At 53.2% G+C, this 18,927-nt stretch carries 16 protein-coding genes, 1 tRNA gene and 4 pseudogenes; 13 read left to right on the top strand and 8 right to left on the bottom strand.

What is annotated here, in order from left to right:
- Nucleotides 1–187 precede the first annotated feature (187 nt).
- The 6 genes and pseudogenes from P3X23_RS12055 to folP all read left to right on the top strand — a co-directional run.
- Nucleotides 188–637 (top strand): annotated as a pseudogene (locus P3X23_RS12055) (phosphoglucomutase/phosphomannomutase family protein); the annotation flags it as partial.
- 28 nt (nucleotides 638–665) lie between these two features.
- A pseudogene (locus tag P3X23_RS12050) lies at nucleotides 666–710 on the top strand (hypothetical protein); the annotation flags it as partial.
- A gap of 8 nt (nucleotides 711–718) precedes the next feature.
- Nucleotides 719–1,354, top strand: a pseudogene (locus P3X23_RS12045) (phosphoglucomutase/phosphomannomutase family protein); the annotation flags it as partial.
- A gap of 12 nt (nucleotides 1,355–1,366) precedes the next feature.
- Nucleotides 1,367–1,666, top strand: a complete 300-nt coding sequence (locus P3X23_RS12040) for a hypothetical protein (protein WP_367186607.1) — start codon at nucleotides 1,367–1,369, stop codon at nucleotides 1,664–1,666.
- A 78-nt stretch (nucleotides 1,667–1,744) separates the two neighbouring features.
- On the top strand, nucleotides 1,745–3,175 hold the full coding sequence (locus P3X23_RS10485; protein WP_300876406.1) for an MFS transporter: 1,431 nt from the start codon (nucleotides 1,745–1,747) through the stop codon (nucleotides 3,173–3,175).
- Entirely contained in the window at nucleotides 3,172–4,014 is an 843-nt protein-coding gene (folP, locus tag P3X23_RS10480; RefSeq protein ID WP_300876404.1) for a dihydropteroate synthase, read from the top strand. The genes P3X23_RS10485 and folP overlap by 4 nt, the downstream gene beginning before the upstream one ends.
- A 190-nt stretch (nucleotides 4,015–4,204) precedes the next feature.
- On the opposite strand, the gene P3X23_RS10475 is transcribed toward folP, so the two are convergent.
- The 6 genes from P3X23_RS10475 to nuoH form a co-directional block, all read right to left on the bottom strand.
- Nucleotides 4,205–5,218 (bottom strand): DUF3326 domain-containing protein, encoded by a 1,014-nt coding sequence (locus P3X23_RS10475; protein WP_300876402.1) that lies wholly within the window; start codon nucleotides 5,216–5,218, stop codon nucleotides 4,205–4,207.
- A 1-nt stretch (nucleotide 5,219) separates the two neighbouring features.
- Complete coding sequence (locus tag P3X23_RS10470) at nucleotides 5,220–6,389, bottom strand: HhoA/HhoB/HtrA family serine endopeptidase (RefSeq protein WP_300876399.1); 1,170 nt, start codon at nucleotides 6,387–6,389, stop codon at nucleotides 5,220–5,222.
- Between the two features lie 76 nt (nucleotides 6,390–6,465).
- Nucleotides 6,466–6,771: an NADH-quinone oxidoreductase subunit NuoK gene (gene nuoK / locus P3X23_RS10465; RefSeq protein WP_011056517.1), complete on the bottom strand. Its 306-nt coding sequence runs from the start codon at nucleotides 6,769–6,771 to the stop codon at nucleotides 6,466–6,468.
- Between the two features lie 9 nt (nucleotides 6,772–6,780).
- On the bottom strand, nucleotides 6,781–7,383 hold the full coding sequence (locus tag P3X23_RS10460) for an NADH-quinone oxidoreductase subunit J (protein ID WP_300876395.1): 603 nt from the start codon (nucleotides 7,381–7,383) through the stop codon (nucleotides 6,781–6,783).
- Between the two features lie 11 nt (nucleotides 7,384–7,394).
- Nucleotides 7,395–7,994, bottom strand: a complete 600-nt coding sequence (gene ndhI / locus P3X23_RS10455) for an NAD(P)H-quinone oxidoreductase subunit I (protein ID WP_300876392.1) — start codon at nucleotides 7,992–7,994, stop codon at nucleotides 7,395–7,397.
- A 28-nt stretch (nucleotides 7,995–8,022) separates the two neighbouring features.
- A complete protein-coding gene (gene nuoH / locus P3X23_RS10450; protein WP_298611885.1) occupies nucleotides 8,023–9,141 on the bottom strand; it encodes an NADH-quinone oxidoreductase subunit NuoH in 1,119 nt (372 codons plus the stop codon).
- Between the two features lie 382 nt (nucleotides 9,142–9,523).
- On the opposite strand from nuoH, the gene P3X23_RS10445 reads away from it, so the two are divergent.
- From P3X23_RS10445 to bioB, 7 genes and pseudogenes are all read left to right on the top strand, one after another.
- On the top strand, nucleotides 9,524–10,837 hold the full coding sequence (locus tag P3X23_RS10445; RefSeq protein ID WP_300876389.1) for a dihydroorotase: 1,314 nt from the start codon (nucleotides 9,524–9,526) through the stop codon (nucleotides 10,835–10,837).
- 86 nt (nucleotides 10,838–10,923) lie between these two features.
- Complete coding sequence (locus P3X23_RS10440; protein WP_300876387.1) at nucleotides 10,924–11,880, top strand: UDP-glucuronic acid decarboxylase family protein; 957 nt, start codon at nucleotides 10,924–10,926, stop codon at nucleotides 11,878–11,880.
- A gap of 137 nt (nucleotides 11,881–12,017) precedes the next feature.
- Nucleotides 12,018–12,305: pseudogene (locus P3X23_RS12035) on the top strand (RNA-guided endonuclease TnpB family protein); the annotation flags it as partial.
- Between the two features lie 53 nt (nucleotides 12,306–12,358).
- A complete protein-coding gene (locus P3X23_RS10435) occupies nucleotides 12,359–13,738 on the top strand; it encodes a UDP-glucose/GDP-mannose dehydrogenase family protein (protein ID WP_300876385.1) in 1,380 nt (459 codons plus the stop codon).
- A 2-nt stretch (nucleotides 13,739–13,740) separates the two neighbouring features.
- On the top strand, nucleotides 13,741–14,388 hold the full coding sequence (locus tag P3X23_RS10430) for a ribonuclease HII (RefSeq protein WP_300876382.1): 648 nt from the start codon (nucleotides 13,741–13,743) through the stop codon (nucleotides 14,386–14,388).
- Between the two features lie 35 nt (nucleotides 14,389–14,423).
- Nucleotides 14,424–16,886, top strand: a complete 2,463-nt coding sequence (pheT, locus tag P3X23_RS10425; protein ID WP_300876379.1) for a phenylalanine--tRNA ligase subunit beta — start codon at nucleotides 14,424–14,426, stop codon at nucleotides 16,884–16,886.
- A 21-nt stretch (nucleotides 16,887–16,907) separates the two neighbouring features.
- Nucleotides 16,908–17,909 (top strand): biotin synthase BioB, encoded by a 1,002-nt coding sequence (bioB, locus tag P3X23_RS10420; RefSeq protein WP_367186606.1) that lies wholly within the window; start codon nucleotides 16,908–16,910, stop codon nucleotides 17,907–17,909.
- Between the two features lie 150 nt (nucleotides 17,910–18,059).
- Here bioB and ruvA read toward each other — a convergent pair whose 3' ends face one another.
- Entirely contained in the window at nucleotides 18,060–18,707 is a 648-nt protein-coding gene (gene ruvA / locus P3X23_RS10415) for a Holliday junction branch migration protein RuvA (RefSeq protein WP_300876374.1), read from the bottom strand.
- Nucleotides 18,708–18,748: 41 nt separating this feature from the next.
- Nucleotides 18,749–18,820: transfer RNA gene (locus P3X23_RS10410), tRNA-Thr, on the bottom strand.
- Between the last annotated feature and the right edge of the window lie 107 nt (nucleotides 18,821–18,927).

The raw sequence follows: 18,927 nt of genomic DNA, 5'->3' as shown, positions 1-18,927 counted from the left end.
TTCAATACCTCTCTAAAGGTGATGCAGGTCTAGGCTAGTAGGGGTTAATCATGTCCGAAAGGCACCTAGCAGCAGTGCCCATCGCCTAATTAACAATTCGCAATAATTATATCATTCTCATTTCCACTTCGGAAAAGGGCTGCACAACAGCATGATATGTTCAGAGGGGTTTTGAGTGTTGCGCTCTATGGTTGGTTCTGTCCTTCGCCTAGACCAAGTTTTGATTCCTGAGGATGCCCCCATTCGCTTTGGTACTGATGGCTGGCGCGGCATCATTGGTGCCGAATTTACCTTTAACCGTCTGCTGCGGGCAGCTAAAACAGCGGCGGTAGTCCTCTATCAAACCTATGGCAAGGGCATACCGCCTCGAATCATTGTTGGCTATGATCGCCGGTTTTTAGCGGAACAGTTTGCGGCAGCTGTTGCCCAGCTACTTGTCAGCCAAGGCTATGAGGTATGGCTTTCTAGTTGCGCAGCACCCACCCCCGCCTTTAGCTGGGCAGTCAAAGCGGCGGGAGCAATTGGTGGCTTGGTGATTACGGCAAGTCACAATCCTGCTATCTATGCAGGACTGAAGGTGAAGGGCGCCTTTGGCGGTTCAGTCCCCACAACCGTTACCCAAACTATCGAAGCACAGTTGGCTCAGGGAGACCCACCATTGGTATGTGAAGCAAAAACGGACTATCAAGTCTTTGATCCTTGGCCAAGCTATTGTGCAGCTTTGCGGAGTCATGTTGATCCAGCGCCGATTCGCGAGGCGATCGCCACGGGTAAACTCTTAGTCTGTGCCGATGTTATGCATGGGGTCGCCGCCGGTGGACTAGAGCGACTGTTGGATTTACCCCTACGGGAGTTTCGGCGCGATCGCGATCCCCTCTTTGGGGGCGGTGCCCCTGAACCGATTGGCCGGTATTTAACCGCAACCCAAGAGCAACTGCGGCAACAACAGAGCATGATTCCCACCGTCTGCCTAGTTTTTGACGGCGATGCCGATCGCTTGGCGGTGATTGATGGCGAGGGGGTGCTGTACACCGCCCAAGAAATTCTTCCCATCTTGATTGACCACTTAGTACAGCACAGTCCCCATCGGGGGGCAGTGATTAAATCCATCAGCAGCTCTGAGCTGGTGGCGCGGGTGGCAGCTCACCATGGGTTACCTGTAATTGAAACGCCGATTGGCTTCAAATACATTGGCGATCGCATGCTTGCTGGAGAAACCATCCTCTTAGGGGGTGAAGAATCCGGTGGGATTGGCTATGGCCACCATATTCCTGAGCGCGATGCGTTCCTTTCAGCTTTGTATCTTCTACAAGCACTGGTGACCTCGGGGTGGAGCGTAGGGGAATACTATCAGCACTTGCAGAAAATGACGAACTTTTACAGTGCCTACGATCGCCTTGATCTCCCCCTTGCCTCCTCCGCGCAGCGGCAAAAACTTGAGACGACACTAGCCGAGCATCCCTTCACCGAGATTTTAGATATGCCCGTTAGCCATTGGCACACCGTTGACGGCTACAAATTCCATCTTGTCAATGGCAGTTGGTTACTGATTCGCTTTAGTGGCACTGAACCCCTGCTCCGCCTCTACTGCCAAGGGAGAACCCCAGAAGAAGTGCAGCGCATTTTAGAATGGGCAAGTCAATGGGCAGTTTCAGTGGTTAGTTAGTGCCTCTACCCCAGCGGGTTGCCCAGCAACAACTGTGTAAATCCCAATCGTCATCTCCAAAATAATGGAAAAATCCTAATGTCAGCAGACCCCTCCAGCGAAAGTTCCGCCGCCAGTGTCCGCGCCCCCCTGCCCCTTTGGACAAAACTAGCCTTCGGTGCCGGCGATCTGGGAACCGCTATTACCGCCAACTTGCAGGTGTTTTTCTTGATGGTGTTCCTGACAAACGTGGCTGGACTCAGTGCCGGCCTCGCAGGAAGCGTGTTGATGATTGGCAAAATCTGGGATGCCATCAACGACCCAATCATTGGCTATTTGAGCGATCGCACCCCCAAGGGTAGGTGGGGACGCCGCCACATCTGGATGATCTCAGCAGCCATTCCCTTTGGCGTCTGTTTTTTCTTGAACTGGTGGGTACCGACAACGGATCAAACGCTCCTGTTTGCGTACTACATCATCATGGGCCTCCTGTTTAATACGTTTTATACTGCTGTGAACCTGCCCTACAGTGCCTTGACAGCGGAACTCACTGAGGACTACAACGAACGCACCAGTCTCAATAGTTTTCGCTTTGCCTTTTCCATTGGGGGCAGCATTGGTGCGTTACTGCTGGCACAACTGCTCTTCCGAGTCATTCAGGAACCGCCAACCCAATATATTGTCCTCGGGGGTATTGCTGCCGCATTATCGGTACTGCCTATTTACTGGTGTGTATGGGGAACCCAACAGCGCGTGCGCGAGTTTGAACAGCACACCCCTAGCAGTTGCCAAAGCCGCTTACCCCTGAAAACACAATTGCGCCTCGTCTTTCACAATCGTCCCTTCTTGCTGGTTATGGGGATTTACCTCTGCTCTTGGTTGGCGGTGCAAATGACAGCTTCCCTGATTCCCTTTTTTATTGGCGATTGGTTGCGAATGTCTCCCGCTGAATATACGCAGGTGGCACTCGTCGTTCAATCTACGGCAATGGGGATGCTCTTTGTTTGGAGTGCGGTGAGTCGCCGCTTGGGCAAGAAGGCCGTCTATTACATGGGTATGACATTGTGGATCATTGCTCAGGCGGGGTTGTTCTTGCTGCAGCCGGGGCAGACAGCGCTGGTCTATGTCTGCGCAATTCTGGCGGGGTTTGGGGTTTCGACGGCCTATCTTGTTCCCTGGTCAATGCTCCCCGATGTCATTGATCTAGACGAGCTCAACAGCGGCCAGCGGCGGGAAGGTATCTTCTATGCCTTTATGGTACTGTTACAAAAAGTGGGTCTTGCCCTTGCGCTGTTTCTTGTGGGTCAGGCACTGCAGTGGGCAGGATATCTTCCCACCATTGGCGGTGAAGCGCGACCTATTCAGCCTGCCTCGGCACTTTTAGCCATTCGCATTGCCATTGGACCGCTGCCGACCTTTTTTCTTATCCTTGGCATTGTCCTAGCTTACCTCTATCCCATTACTCAACCTGTCCACCAGGAAATTCTTTTCCGACTACAGGCGAAACGACAAGGAGAAACTGGTGCATGAAAGGCTGGTATGTGGGCGATCGCGCCCTCATTTGGGGAGAGCGCACCTATATCATGGGCATTTTGAATATCACCCCCGATAGTTTCAGCGACGGCGGAGATTTTTTTAATCCCGCCAGTGCCGTTGCCCATGCCTTAGAAATGGTGGCCGCTGGTGCTGATGTCATTGATGTGGGCGGTGAGTCCACTCGTCCCGGCGCCAGTGAAGTTCCCATTAGTGCGGAGTTGGCGCGGGTGTTGCCTGTCATTGAGGGCATCCGTCAGCAGTCCCAGATTCCCATCTCCATTGACACAACCCATGCGGTGGTTGCCCGTGCAGCAGTGGAAGTAGGTGCCAATATCGTCAACGATGTCTCAGGGGGACAGGCGGATTCCGAGATGTTTGCCACGGTCGCCGCATTGGGGGTGCCCTACATCCTCATGCATCGGCGGGGAACCCCAGCGACTATGCAGCAATTGACCAACTACGAGGATTTAATTGGCGATTTACTCTGCTATTTTCGGGAACAAACACAGCGGGCGATCACGAGCGGCATTGCTCCAGAACACCTGATGATTGACCCCGGCATTGGCTTTGCCAAAACCACACCCCAGAATCTGACCCTTTTGCGAGAGTTGCGCCAATTTCAAAGCCTTGGCTATCCTCTGCTGCTGGGGCCATCGCGCAAACGCTTTATTGGCGATGTCTTGAACCTACCCAACCCTAAAGACCGAGTTTGGGGTACCGCAGCCGTCTGCTGCCATGCTGTGGCCCAAGGAGTAGATATGGTGCGTGTCCACGATGTGGCGGCCATAGCGCAGGTGTGTCGGATGGCTGACCTGCTTTGGCGATCGCCCTAGGGAGACTCAAGCTGAGAGGGGGCTGTTCGCGGAGTTGCTGCCCCAACCAAAAGCCACTGCCAATGCACCGCCCACTGGTAATTGTGCTAGCTAGAACAGCACTAGCAATGGGTAACAGGGTCAACAGCTAGCCTCTTGAGTAGTGACCCTTTGGCAATGCGCTGGCTATGCACAGAAGGCAAAAATTTTTTCAGGTTGCTGTTGTGACGCTCTGCCAAGATACGCCCGCTTTCATCGCACTCAGCACGCCAATGGCTTCGGCATAGGACTGGCAAGGAATTGTCTCTATCCCTAGATCTGCACCTGTAACATTGAGGGTTGTGGTATTGTTGGCTACCGTCAGGATGGGGACGCCCTGATGGGCAAAGGCTAGAATTCCCCGGCCACCAAGAGCAGTGGCGGGTACAATTACAGCATCTACATCCTGTTGCCACAACGCCTGTGGGGTGGTTCGGCTATAGCGGGGAGCACAACTCAATCCCACCAACACCGAGGGCAAAAAGGTATAGCCAATTTCTTCGGCAAGGGCACGGGGATGCACAGTCTCCTCTAGGGGCAAGGGTTGCAAGGCGGGGGCATGGGCTGCTGGAATCTCAAAGTGCTGGACAACCAAGTGACTAATTACTGCTTCTGCCCCTGCTAGGGGATCCACGCCGTGACCACTGCGATAAGAGTGCAATGCTTCTGTGCCCGGGTCATCAGGAAAGCGGGTGACAATGGCGATCGCCTCCGCCTTAGCCGCTTGAATCAGCTTTTCTGCCGCCCGCAATAAACTGGCAGGGTTTGCCAGGGTGCCCCATGTTGCGCCGGAAGCAGCGGTTTGTAATTGCACTCCCAAAGGCTCATCTGTAATCACAGGTTCAGTGATGGTTAAACCCAAGGTGGCAGAACAGGCCGCCGCCGCTTGACGATGGCGAAGTTGCAGCTCCGGTTCAATGGCTGCATCTAGCAAAAGACCAATACGATTTGGACGCGGTGGCAACAACCCCCAACGGCCAACAGCAAATTCATCAAGGGCATAGCCTTCGACATACCACACATTGGGCAGTGGCCAATAGAGCATCGCCCCGTTGAGAACATTGGGGTGGGTAACTAGGCGATCGCACACCTGAGCTAAGGCACGGACGACAGGAATCGCATCGCCCGCATAGCCACCAATGGCAGCCCCAATTCCCGTTGGAATGATTAGAACTGCGGTCAGCACGTTAGCGACTGGCTTGGGCAGGGAGGGGAGCCGGCTGCACAGCCACAGTTAGGGTTTGACCGCTCCGGCTGACTTCCAGTTGCATCGTACGACCAATACCCGTGTTTTCCACCATTTGCTGCACTTGATCCGCTTTGGTGATGTTTTGGCCATTGATGCGACGGATGACATCCCCCGCTCGCAAACCGGCACGGGCTGCGGGTGAATTAGGGAGAACTTGCACAATCACCACCCCCACACTGTCTTGAAGACGGACCGGGCTACTGGGATTGGCATTGAGGCGTTGCTGCATTTCAGGACTGAGAGTGGCCATGCGAATGCCAAGGAAGGGGTGATCCACACGGCCATTGGCAATCAGTTGCTTAGCAATGCGCTGAGCTGTGTTAATGGGAATGGCAAACCCTAGCCCTTGAGCGCCGCCAATGATGGCAGTGTTCATGCCGATAACTTCCCCCCGCTGGTTTAATAGCGGCCCACCGGAGTTGCCGGGGTTAATTGCCGCATCGGTTTGAATGAAACCAACCCGCTTATCGGGCACACCAATATCGCCGCTGGAGCGGCCGGTGGCACTAATAATTCCCGCAGTCACTGTATTGTCCAGACCGAGGGGGTTACCGATGGCGATCGCCCACTCCCCAGGGCGCAAATTATCAGAATTGCCAAGACGCACCACTGGTAAATTGCTGGCATTCACTTTGACCACGGCCACATCAGTCAAACGATCTTGGCCGAGGACTTGACCCTCAAAGGTGCGGCCATCCTTGAGTGTTACTCGCACCCGGTTGGCACCATCCACCACGTGGGCATTGGTGAGGATCAAGCCATCACTGCTAATAATAAAACCTGATCCTACCCCCCGTTCTTCGCGACTGCGGGGGGGCATCATCGGCCCAAAAAATTCCTGAAAGAAGGGGTCATTAAAAATGGCCGGTACACGGGTTTGTACTGTACGGGAAGCATCAATCCGTACCACCGCAGGTCCTACTTGTTCAACAGCACGGGCAATAAAGTTAATGTCATTTCCTGCCGGTAGCGATGCCGGTAGCTGTGCCAAGCTAGGGGTCACTAAGGGCGTTGACGCTGGCATCAAATGGGTGGCAAACATTGCAGCGGCTGCCCCCAATGCCATTAACGACAGATAAGTGACCGATTTACCAAGACGCACTGTCATAGGTGATTGCCCTTTTGCTGACACTGGTTCTTGTAGTATGGACGGCAATTGAGGGAAGCAGGTTCCAGCTTCTAGCCTACCACTTCAGGAGATTGAATTTCTCCATGTCAACGGTGTCGCGGTTGCGATAAATGGCCAAAATAATCGCTAAACCCACAGCCGCTTCTGCCGCTGCCACAGTAATCACAAACACGGCAAAAACTTGCCCCTTAATTTGCTGGCCATCCAGATAGTTGGCAAAACCGATTAGGTTGAGGTTAACAGCATTTAGAAGCAACTCAATGGACATTAGCACGCGGACGGCATTGCGACTGGTAACCAAGCCATAGATGCCAATACAAAATAACAGTGCCGCCAAGATTAAAACATAGGTTAACTGCATCGTCTTCCTCTATTTTTCAGACAAAGCCACAGGTTCACGTGGACGTTCCGGTAACTCCAAGGGGGGAACCACCTCTTCTCCTAGGATGGGTTCAGGTTCCAACACCAGTTCGCGACGGGCGAGAACCACTGCGCCGATCAGAGCCATCAGCAGCAAGAGCGAAGCCAATTCAAAGGGTAAGAGAAAGTCACTAAAAAAGTGCTGGCCAATTGTTTTGATACTGTCAGTGATGGGTGGAAGAGCACTAATTTTCCAAGGGGTTTGCAAAATCATCTTTGCCAGCAGCGCAAAGACCCCAAAGGAGACCACCGCCGCGCCCCCCTGACGCAGCCAACGCCCCGGCACGGGCGTATAGGCCTCCCGCTTATTGACAAGCATGATTGCAAAGAGGATAAGAACATTCACTGCGCCGACATAGATGAGAATTTGTGCTGCTGAAACAAAGTCTGCATTCATGAGGATGTACAGCCCAGAGATACTCAAGAAGACACCCCCCAGCAAAAAGGCAGAATAGACCACGTTGTCGAGCAGCACAACGCCAAGGGCAGCAAGGATGACTGCCCCTGCCAGGGCAAAGAAGGTAACCGTTTGGGTCAGGGTGGCTAAGTCCACAGCAGCAACTCCTAGTTCTCAGACGTTTCAGCAGTCTTGGTCATATTGGCGATCGCCTCCGGACGCTCTCCCGCCCGTTGAGCCCCTGCGGGCAACTCATGGCCAGACATTACCCCTGCCGGCAGGTAAGCAAATTCACGAATTGGCGTTACCATCGGATCTTGAGTCACTTTATAGGGAATGCGCCCCATCGCTACACTGTCATAGTTCAGCTCATGGCGATCGTAGGTGGCTAGTTCGTACTCCTCTGTAACGGAGAGGCAGTTGGTGGGGCAGTACTCGACACAGTTGGCACAGAAAATGCACACTCCAAAGTCAATGCTGTAGTGCTTGAGTTCTTTCTTTTTAATCTCTTTGTTGAAGACCCAATCTACCACCGGCAGGTTAATAGGGCAAACGCGCACGCACACTTCACAGGCAATGCACTTATCAAATTCAAAGTGAATCCGCCCCCGAAATCGCTCTGAAGGAATGAGTTTCTCGTAGGGGTACTGCACAGTTATAGGTCGCCGTCGCATGTGATCAAAGGTCACCGATAGGCCTTGGCCAATATACTTGGCAGATTGCACTACCTCTTTGGCATAGTTGGTAATCTGATTGAGGAATTTCATGGGTCACCTCATGGAAATGGGGAGTTTGTTAACCGCCAAAGGCAAGGGGAAAGGCAAGCTTCAAGCCCGCTGTGAGCAACAAGTTCACCAGACCCACTGGGAGTAGGAATTTCCAGCCAAGATCTAGGAGTTGGTCAATGCGCACACGGGGAACTGTCCAACGCAGCAGAATTGCCAAAAAGACGAAAAAGTAAGCCTTTACTAAGGTCATTGTGATGCCCAACACCGCAAAGGCAATCTGCAAAAAGGGATTGGTTTCGGGAATGCCAAGGAGATGGGCAATAGTTTCTAAGGGAATTGGGAAGCTCCACCCTCCGAAGTACAAGACACTCACCAGAAGCGCTGAAAGCACCAAGTTGACATAGGCACCGAGGTAAAAGAGGGCAAATTTCATGCCTGCGTACTCCGTTTGGTAGCCGGCCACAAGCTCCTCCTCTGCTTCCGGCAGGTCAAAGGGGAGACGCTCGCATTCGGCCAAAGCCGCAATCCAAAAGATTAAAAAGCCAATTGGCTGCCGCCAAACATTCCAACTGAGGATGCCATAGGCCGACTGCTGCTCGACAATTTCCACCGTGCTTAGGCCATTGGACATCATGGCCACCGCCAACACTGCCAAGGCCAGGGGAATCTCATAGCTAATGGACTGGGCGGCTGCCCGCAGACCCCCCAACAGAGAGTATTTGTTGTTGGAAGCATAGCCCGACATCAGCAGGCCAATGGGGGCGATACTGGAAAGGGCAATCCAGAGGAAAACGCCCATCGCCAAGTTGGAGATCAGCAGGTTTTGACCAAAGGGGACAATAATATAGGACAAAAAGACAGGAATCACCACCACCGCTGGACCAAGGGTAAAAAGCCAGCGATCGCTATTCGCCGGGAGAACGTCTTCTTTGAAAATTAGTTTGAGGCCGTCAGCCAAGGGTGCCAAAATCCCTAAAGGGCCAATGTATTCAGGGCCAATACGCTGTTGCACCGCAGCAGAAATTTTCCGTTCGAGCCAAACTGCGACCAGCACGCCCACTGTAGCCACAATCAGCATCATCAACATTGGCAGGGGGAGCCATAGCAATTTGGCCAAATCATGGGAGAGGCCAAAGGATTCTAATGCACTAATGAATTGCCCCTGTAAGTCAATACCAGATTCCATAGCGATTTGATCGCGCCCCAGCTACAGACACGCTCTACAGTATAAAGGTTTTATTTCCGTTAAGAAGATAGATCTGAGACAAGTTTTTATCGTAGTAGCTATTACAGATGTTTATAGTTTACGAAAAATAGCGTAAAGCCCCCGGTTTAAGCGCAGGCTGAATTTATTCAACCGTGGTGAGGGTCATGACGGATTTTCATGTCCCTTAAGTCTAAAAGAAGCCTTGCCCGTAATAGACAAGGTTGACCCTAGGCCATCCCCTTAACTCCCTCCTGTTTTGAAAAACGGGGGAGTGTTAAAATTTTGTTTCTACTCTTCAAGTGCGACCAGTGGGTAGGAGAGGGCAAAAAGTAAGTTTCAAAGGATTTTCTAGGAGAGCAGGGTGGCGATCGCGATTCAAAATGCGGTGATTTGTACTCCAGAGGGGGAACTGCGGCAACAACAGGTGCGCCTTGAGGGCGATCGCATTGCAGAGGTGGCTGAAACCGTCACCGTGAATCCCGACGATACAGTAATTGAGGCAACGGGTTTAACCCTGCTGCCTGGTGTGATTGACCCCCAAGTGCATTTTCGCGAACCAGGCCTAGAGCACAAAGAGGATTTGTTCACCGCCAGTTGTGCCTGTGCCAAGGGGGGGGTCACCAGCTTTTTGGAAATGCCCAATACCCGTCCGCCGACAATTGATCAGGCCACCCTAGACGATAAACTAGCCCGCGCCGCCGCTAAATGTGTTGTGAACTATGGCTTTTTCATCGGTGCTACGAAGGACAACCTTGCCGTCCTCAACACTGTTTACCCCGTCTGTGGCATCAAGATTTTCATGGGGTCAATGCACGGCTCTCTCCTAGTGGATGAGGAGCCAATTTTAGACCGCATTTTCAGTGAAGGCAAACGTCTCATTGCTGTCCATGCCGAAGATCAAGGGCGGATCCGTGCCCGTCGCGAACAGTTTGCTGGCATGACCGATGTGGCAGTTCACTCACAAATTCAAGATGAGATTGCTGCCCTCAACGCCACCCAGCTCGCGATTCAGCTCTCCCGCAAGTATGAGCGCCGCCTGCACATTCTCCATCTTTCCACAGGCATTGAAGTGGACTTTCTGCGCCAGCACAAGCTCCCGTGGGTCACAGTGGAAGTCACCCCCCAACACCTGTTGCTGACTACAGAGGCCTACGCCAAAATTGGCTCCCTTGCCCAAATGAACCCGCCCCTGCGGACAGAGGCAGACAACAAAAAACTTTGGCAGGGACTATTGGATGGGGTGATTGATTTTATTGCCACGGATCATGCCCCCCACACCCTGGAGGAAAAGGCGCAGCCCTATCCCCAAAGTCCCTCTGGGATGCCGGGGGTGGAAACTGCTTTGCCCCTCCTGTTGACCCAAGCCATGGCTGGTCGCTGTACGGTGCCTCAGGTGGTGCGCTGGATGTCCACTGCGGTTGCTGCGGCCTACGAAATTCCCAATAAAGGCAAAATTGCCCCCGGCTATGATGCGGATCTCGTCCTCGTGGATTTGCAGACCTATCGCCCTGTGCGTCGTGAAGAATTACTGACCAAGTGCGGCTGGAGTCCCTTTGAGGGCTGGGCATTGACAGGGTGGCCTGTTTACACCTTTGTCAATGGGGAAATTGTCTTTAGTCACGGAACTGTGAATACTGCGGTGCGGGGGCAGGCTCTTAAATTTGGTTTGGGCTAGGCAATTGCCCCCTGAAATCAGAGATTGCTGGCTTCCTTTGAACTCGTGCTAATCTGAGGCAAGGGTATAGCATTTAGACAATAACAATGCGCATTCTGGTTACTGGTGGTGCTGGGTTTATTGGTTCCCATCTGGTTGATCGGTTAATGGAGGCAGGTCACGAGGTGATTTGCCTCGATAACTACTTCACGGGTACAAAGCGCAATCTCCTGCGTTGGCTGGGGCACCCGAATTTTGAGCTGATCCGCCACGATATCACTGACCCAATTCGCCTTGAAGTGGATCAAATCTATCACTTGGCCTGCCCCGCCTCCCCCGTTCACTACCAGTACAACCCCGTTAAAACCATTAAAACCAATGTCATGGGCACCCTCCACATGCTGGGGTTGGCCAAACGGGTGAAGGCGCGGTTTCTTCTTGCCTCCACATCAGAAGTCTATGGCGACCCGCTAGTGCATCCCCAAGCTGAGTCCTACTGGGGTCATGTCAATCCCATCGGCCTGCGGTCGTGCTATGACGAAGGTAAACGCGTTGCCGAAACCCTTACATTCGACTACCACCGCCAGAATAATGTGGATGTTCGGGTGGCACGGATTTTTAATACCTATGGCCCGCGGATGCAGGTCAATGATGGCCGAGTGGTGAGCAATTTTATTGTCCAAGCGTTACAGGGTGTTCCCCTCACCGTCTATGGGGATGGCTCCCAAACCCGCAGTTTTTGCTATGTCAGCGATTTGGTCGAAGGCTTGATTCGGCTGATGAATAGCGATTACATTGGCCCTGTGAACCTTGGCAACCCCGAGGAGTACACTGTGCTGGAGCTGGCGCAAAAAATCCAAGCCCTGATTAATCCAGGGGTGGAAATCCAGTTCAAGCCCCTGCCCAGTGATGACCCCCAGCGTCGTCGTCCCGACATTACCCTTGCCCGCACGGTGTTGGACTGGCAGCCAATTGTTCCCCTCCTAGAGGGGCTGCAGCGCACAATTCCCGACTTTGCCGAGCGGCTAGGTGTACCCTACACCCCTATGATCGTAGAGGTTTAGCAGAACCCGCAAGAATCCTCCGCTTTAGAAGCGCAAGATGAATTGCAGCAGCAACCTATGGTAAAGGGCTTATCGTAAATCCAGTTGACCCTAATGCTCAAAGTGGTCAAGGTGAGGCTCTACCCCAATCAGCAGCAAACGAAAACCAAGTCATCGCTGTGGAAAATCCCAATGTCAAAGGTATGGTCAAGAATCGCAACCTAGCTAAGGCCATCCGCCAAGTCGGTTGGGGAATGTTTTTGACGATACTTGGACTTGTTGAATTGTGGAACAAGCCCTGAGCGTGACATCAATGCTGCTATCAACATCCGAGAGAGGAACTACGACTCTTGAGCTGTGGGATGCGGGGCAAAGCCTTCTTCTGGGAAAGTCCAAGTGTAAGACCCAATCATAGAGGACGCAAGAAATCTACGGTTGGGCAATAAGCTGCTATTGAATCAAAGGTTACAATAGCGGTAGTTCACGGAGGTCACAAAGGATGCGGGTTTGTGTAATCGGCACCGGCTATGTGGGTCTGGTGACGGGGGTATGTTTAGCACATATTGGCCATGAGGTGCTTTGCATAGACAACAACATTGATAAAGTTAAGCTGCTGCAACAGGGGGAATCCCCAATTTATGAACCCGGCCTGACAGAGTTGCTCCGTGGTTGTATTGCCGGTGGCCGCATCAGTTTTAGTAGTGATCTTGGTGCTGGAGTGGCGTTTGGGGAAGTGCTCTTTATTGCCGTCGGCACACCTGCTTTGCCCAGTGGCGAAACGGATACCCGCTATGTGGAAGCCGTTGCCCGCGGCATTGGTGCCCATTTGCATGTGGGGTATAAAGTCATTGTCAATAAATCCACTGTGCCGATTGGCTCAGGGGACTGGGTGCGGATGATTATTCTAGATGGTGTTGTCGAGCGAGCACCGGAGTTAGCTGATGCGATTAAAGCTGGAGCCACCCATCCGCCTTTGGATTTTGATGTTGTCAGTAACCCTGAATTTCTGCGGGAAGGTTCAGCGGTCTATGACACCTTGAATCCTGATCGCATTGTCTTGGGCAGCAGTAGCCGCAAGGCCATTCAAATCATGCAAGAACTCTATGCACCAATCATTGAGCGCAAGTACGCAGTTGATCCCAGCTTACCCCCCGTGCCTGTTTTGGTGACGGATCTTAGTTCGGCAGAAATGATTAAGTACGCTGCTAATGCTTTTTTAGCAACTAAAATCAGCTTTATTAACGAAATTGCCAATATTTGCGATCGCGTGGGTGCAGATGTTGTTCAAGTGGCCAAGGGGATTGGTTTAGATTCCCGCATTGGTGAGAAATTTCTTCAAGCGGGCTTGGGTTGGGGCGGCTCCTGTTTTCCCAAGGATGTTTCGGCTTTAATTCACACGGCTGAGGACTATGGCTACGATGCCCAGTTGCTCAAAGCAGCAGTTCAAGTAAACCAGCGGCAACGCTTTATTGTCATTGAAAAACTGCAACAGGTGCTAAAAATCCTCAAGGGTAAAACCATTGGCCTTTTGGGGTTAACGTTTAAACCCAATACCGATGATCTGCGGGATGCCCCTGCCCTCAATCTGATTGAGGAGCTGTATCGCTTGGGTGCCAAGGTGAAGGCCTATGACCCCCTTGTGTCCCAGTCGGGTTTGCGATCGGGCCTTTCCCATGTGATTGTGGAAACGGATCTGCTGCACCTCGCCGACGGCTGTGATGCTCTGGTGCTAGTGACCGACTGGCCACAGTTCCAAGAGGTGGATTATGGGGAATTGGCCAAGGTAATGCACCAACCTGTGATCGTTGACGGCCGCAATTTCTTGGATCGCAAGGGGCTAGAGGCACTGGGCTTTCGCTATGTCGGGATTGGCCACTAGGTATGGAGCGACCCAATTTGATCTATGAGCAGACCTACTGGCAGCAGGGTTACTGCCGTATTGTTGGCGTGGATGAAGTGGGTCGCGGTTGTTTGGCAGGACCGGTGGTAGCGGCAGCCGTGATGTTGCCTGTGGACTGTGTGCCCCTTCCAGAGGTGCGGGATTCCAAGCAGTTGAGTGGCCGCCAGCGATCGCGCCTCTTTGCAGAGATTTGTAACCAGGCAATCGCTATTGCCATTGGCAGTGCTAGCGTGACGGAAATTGATCAGGTGAATATTCTGCAAGCCACCTATCGTGCGATGGCACGTGCCCTTGCGCGGGTTGCCCCTTGGGATTATGCCCTGATTGACGGCAAATTAACAAAAACGGCGCCCTTTGAAAAGGTAACGGCCATCGTTGGGGGCGATCGCCACAGCTACAGTATTGCCTGTGCTTCAATTATTGCCAAGGTGTGGCGCGATCGCCTTATGGCAGGTCTAGCCCGTTACTATCCCCAGTATGGCTGGGAACGCAATGTCGGCTATGGGACTCGCCAACACCGTCAAGCTCTTATCCAGTATGGCCTGACCCCTTGGCATCGGCGATCCTTCTTAAAATCCTTGCTGCATCCCGACTCACTTGTGGGATGTCATCAGAGGAGAGTAGGCTGAAAAATGGCAAAGTATGACGTTTCTTTGAGGATTCCATGCGGATTTCCCTTCGCTGGCTACGGGAATTAGTGGCTGTTGATCTGGATGTGGTGACTTTGGCCGATCGCCTGACGATGGCGGGGTTTGAAGTCGAAGAGATTGAAGATCGACGCACCTGGGCGGAAGGGGTTGTCGTGGGTTACATTTTGGCCTGTGAACCCCATCCTAACGCGCAGAAATTGCGGGTCTGCCAAGTGGATGTGGGTCAAGGAGAACCCCGCACCATTGTTTGTGGGGCACCTAATGCCGCAGCAGACTTGTATGTGCCAGTGGCATTGCCAGGAGCCTATTTAGCAAAAGTGGATCTGAAAATTCGACCGGCAAAACTGCGGGGCATCAAGTCTGAGGGCATGATTTGTTCTCTTGCTGAATTGGGTTTGGCAAAGGAATCTGAGGGTATTCACACCTTTACTCCAGGGGTAACAGTGGGTGAAGATGTGCGCCCCCTTCTTGGCTTGGATGATGTAATTTTGCACTTAACTTCGACGGCCAACCGTGCGGATGCCTTGAGTATGGTGGGGATTGCCCGCGAAGTAGCAGCACTCACGGGTGCTCCCTTGACGCTACCTACCCCAAGGGCGATCGCTCCGAAAAAGTCCCCTGCCAAGGCTCCTGTAGAGCTGGCGATCGCCGACCCTCAGGCTTGCCCAGCCTACTGTGGCACACTCATCACCAATGTTCAGATTGCGCCTTCGCCCCCGTGGCTGCAACAGCGCCTAGAGGCTGCTGGTTTGCGTGCCATCAATAATGTTGTGGACGTTACTAACTACATTCTCCTGAAATGGGGGCAGCCCCTCCATGCCTTTGATTGGGACCGCCTCCAGGCCGTTGCTGCCCAGACCCCAGTGACAGTGGGGGTGCGCTTTGCCAAGTCAGGAGAAACCCTGAAAACCCTTGATGGTGAGGAGCGGAGGTTGGACTCAGATCATCTGCTGATTACAGCCGGTGACGTACCCGTTGCCCTTGCGGGCGTGATGGGGGGTGAAGCCACAGAAGTTGACAGTGGTACAAAGAATGTATTCTTGGAAGCTGCACTTTTTGCTAGCCCAGTAATTCGGCGCTCAGCTCGCGCCCAAGGATTGCGCACAGAAGCCTCCGCTCGCTATGAACGGGGCGTGAACCCTGCAGAACTGGAGGCCGCCACCGCAGAAGCGATCGCCCTGCTAACCGAGCTTGCCCAAGGGACAGTTGCCTACACCACCCTAGTGGATCAGCGGCCCTCCTTGGAACGCACCCTGACTTTGCGCCTGGAACAAGTGCATCGCCTCTTGGGGGCAGTGGCTGCTGAAGACGAGAGCGACGAACTGGCCTACCTAGATGCAGCAACGGTAGAAGAGCTGCTGCACCGCCTAGGGTTTCGCCTTAGCCGCCAAAAAACCTTTGGGGAAGAACAAGTGGTGTGGTCTGTAACCGTGCCTCCCTACCGCTTCCGCGATATTGAGCGGGAGGTGGACTTAATTGAGGAAATTGCCCGGCTCTATGGCTACGATTCCTTTGAGGAAACCCTGCCAGCGCAAGCGGAAGTGGGTGCATTACCCCTAGAACTGACACTACTGCGGGAACTGCGGGCAGCCTTTCGGGGAGCGGGTCTAACCGAATTAATGCACTATTCTTGGGTCAAAGGGGGACAGCCCAATCAAGTGACGGTGGTGAATCCGCTGGTGGTGGAGTTTTCTTCACTGCGTACAGATCTCATTACTGGGCTAGTACAGGCCTTTCGCTACAACCAAGAACAGGGAAACCCGCCTCTGAATGGCTTTGAAATTGGCCGTGTCTTTGGCCAAGATGAGGAAGGTTTATGGGAAAGCGATCGCCTCGGTGGCATTATTGGTGGCGATCCTTGGCAGGGCAAATGGGTGCGTCGCTCTCAGCAGCCCCAGCCCTTAACTTGGTACGAAGCCAAGGGCATTTTGGAGAGTGTCTTTCAGCGGTTTGGTCTGGAGGTGGAATACCAAAGCGATCGCCAGGATGAACGGCTCCATCCGGGACGGACAGCGGCTCTCTGCTTGAATGGAGAACGCCTCGGTATTTTTGGCCAGTTACACCCCCAGTACGCAGCTACCCTAGACTTGCCGGCGGCGGTCTATGTCTTTGAACTGGATTTGGCGGTGCTCCTGAGCCGCCTTGAGGAACGCTATTGTCAAATCACTTTCCAACCCTTTTCAACCTATCCCGCCAGCGATCGCGACCTTGCCTTCTTTGCGCCAGCGGAACTCACTGTGGCTGAACTTAGCCGCACCATTTGGAGAGCCGCAGGAGGGCGCGACTCTCTCCTTGAGAGTGTGGAGGTTTTTGACGAGTACAGTGGGCCAGGTGTCCCTGAAGGGCAGCGCAGTTTGGCCTTGCGTCTCACATACCGCGCTAGCGATCGCACCCTCACTGAGGCAGAAGTGAATGAACTGCACCAGCGCATCCGCGATAGCCTAGCAGAAAAATATGCTATTACCCTCCGTAGCTAAAAGAAAAACCCCATGAGCACAGTGTTAACCAGTGATTGGCAAGCCCTTGCCGATTTGGCCCTAGCTGGCACATGCCTCAGCCGCGAGCAAGCCCGTGCAGTACTACAGGCTCCCGACACCGAACTCCTAAATCAATTGGCAGCAGCCTATCGCGTGCGCTACCACTACTGGGGCAATCGCGTACGGCTGCACTATCTCCTCAATGCCCAAAGCGGCCTGTGTTCCGAGGATTGCCACTACTGCTCACAATCAAGGATCTCCACCGCTGAGATTGAAAAGTACCCCCTACTCTCACAGGAAAAAATTCTTGCGGCTGCGGAACGTGCTGCCCAACTCAAAGCGGGTACGTTTTGCATGGTCATTTCCGGGCGATCCCCGACTGAAAAGGTCTTTGAGCAGGTGCTGGCGGCCATTGCCGCTATCAAGGAGCGCTACCCCCTAAAAATTTGTGCCTGTTTGGGTCTGCTCACCGCCGAGCAGACAGCGCGTCTTGCCGCCGCCGGCGTAGATCGGGTGAATCACAACCTGAATACCTCAGCAAACTTCCACGGTAACATTTGCACTACCCACACCTTTGGCGATCGCGACCAGACCTTGGCCAATATCCAAGCGGCCGGCATTACCACCTGCTCTGGGGGTATCTTGGGCATGGGAGAATCCGATGATGATGTCATTGATCTAGCCCTCGCACTGCGGCAGCGTCAGGTAACCAGTGTCCCTGTGAACTTTTTAATTCCTATTCCGGGCACACCCCTTGGGGAGCAGCACACCCTCAATCCGCGCCATTGTTTACGGATTCTTGTGCTCTTTCGTTTACTCCTGCCGCAGCAGGAGATTCGGATTGCCGGTGGGCGCGAAGTTCACTTGCGATCGCTCCAACCCTTAGGTCTTTATGCTGCCAACTCTATTTTTGTTGGCGATTACCTCACTACCCCCGGCCAAGCCCCCCACCAAGACTGGCAAATGATTGCCGATGCTGGTTTTGTCCTTGAGGATGCCGAAGGGCGTCCCCTGCCTCCCTGACCCCTAAACGCTGAAATGGAGACCATCCAAGGCCTAGTTGACCTCCTCCCCGGCCTTCAAGTCGGGGTCTCCTGCGCAAGTGGATGAGAGCAGGGATAATGGCTCTTGACGGTGCGGTTACTCATTACAAAACCTTTATTAACCCTGTCTTCAAATTGAATTGGTATAAGTATTAGTACTTAGCCAGCTGATTGTTTCCCGCAGCCATGCCTCTGGATCACGACTATTGGCAAGACTACTCATTTGACTGACGGCGGTAAGAGCAGCTTCAATCTCGCGATCGCTATAGCCTAAGGCCAACAGAGTCAACTCCAGTTCTTCACGAAGCGCTGCTGTGGGTACGCCGCAGGGAGCGGTTGTTAATCCCGTTTCCTGTCGCCAAGCACTCAGTGCTGCTTTGAGTTCAAGGGCAATACGTTCAGCGGTTTTATTGCCCACCCCCGGAGCACGACTAAGACGACGGGTATTGCCACTCACAATTGCCTGCACTAGTTCTGGCAGAGGTAGGGTATCTAGCAACGATAGTGCCATCTGGGGCCCAACCCCATTGACACGGATCAAACGCAGAAAGAGATCCCGCTCCGCTGCCGAGGCAAAGCCATAGAGGAGCATCTGATCTTCACGGACACTGAGATGGGTAAAAATCTGCACCACCTCAGCACTGGGTGGGTATTGCCGCAAAAGATGGGACGTAACGAGTAAGCGATACCCCACCCCATTCACCTCTAGGATGAGGGCAGAGCGATGACCGCCCTCGGATTGATGGGCAACAACAGTTCCTTTGAGGTAGGCAAACACAGTCTATTTTTGCTCGCGAATTCCTAGCCATAGAGTAATCAAGCCGATGATGAGATTCGAACTCATGACCGCTCGATTACGAATCGAGTGCTCTACCACTGAGCTACATCGGCATTCAAAGCATTATTTATGCTAGCACGATTGCCCCGAGGACGGGCAGGGCAGTGGAAAAATTTTTGCGATCGCGCGCTTGTGCGCATCTGCCCCAAGGGTTACAATA

Source organism: Thermosynechococcus sp. Uc (assembly GCF_029335995.1).
Taxonomy (GTDB): domain Bacteria; phylum Cyanobacteriota; class Cyanobacteriia; order Thermosynechococcales; family Thermosynechococcaceae; genus Thermosynechococcus.
Note: the sequence above shows the minus strand (reverse complement) of the source record. Positions and strands in the feature narration are given on the sequence as shown.

What these genes read in the sequence shown, in the direction of transcription:
- P3X23_RS12040 (WP_367186607.1), top strand. Translation starts at nt 1,367, where the DNA reads ATGACGAACTTTTACAGTGCCTACGATCGCCTTGATCTCCCCCTTGCC.
- P3X23_RS10485 (WP_300876406.1), top strand. Translation starts at nt 1,745, where the DNA reads ATGTCAGCAGACCCCTCCAGCGAAAGTTCCGCCGCCAGTGTCCGCGCC.
- nuoK (WP_011056517.1), bottom strand. Translation starts at nt 6,771, where the DNA reads ATGCAGTTAACCTATGTTTTAATCTTGGCGGCACTGTTATTTTGTATT.
- P3X23_RS10430 (WP_300876382.1), top strand. Translation starts at nt 13,741, where the DNA reads ATGGAGCGACCCAATTTGATCTATGAGCAGACCTACTGGCAGCAGGGT.
- P3X23_RS10440 (WP_300876387.1), top strand. Translation starts at nt 10,924, where the DNA reads ATGCGCATTCTGGTTACTGGTGGTGCTGGGTTTATTGGTTCCCATCTG.
- P3X23_RS10435 (WP_300876385.1), top strand. Translation starts at nt 12,359, where the DNA reads ATGCGGGTTTGTGTAATCGGCACCGGCTATGTGGGTCTGGTGACGGGG.
- pheT (WP_300876379.1), top strand. Translation starts at nt 14,424, where the DNA reads ATGCGGATTTCCCTTCGCTGGCTACGGGAATTAGTGGCTGTTGATCTG.
- ndhI (WP_300876392.1), bottom strand. Translation starts at nt 7,994, where the DNA reads ATGAAATTCCTCAATCAGATTACCAACTATGCCAAAGAGGTAGTGCAA.
- folP (WP_300876404.1), top strand. Translation starts at nt 3,172, where the DNA reads ATGAAAGGCTGGTATGTGGGCGATCGCGCCCTCATTTGGGGAGAGCGC.
- nuoH (WP_298611885.1), bottom strand. Translation starts at nt 9,141, where the DNA reads ATGGAATCTGGTATTGACTTACAGGGGCAATTCATTAGTGCATTAGAA.
- P3X23_RS10470 (WP_300876399.1), bottom strand. Translation starts at nt 6,389, where the DNA reads ATGACAGTGCGTCTTGGTAAATCGGTCACTTATCTGTCGTTAATGGCA.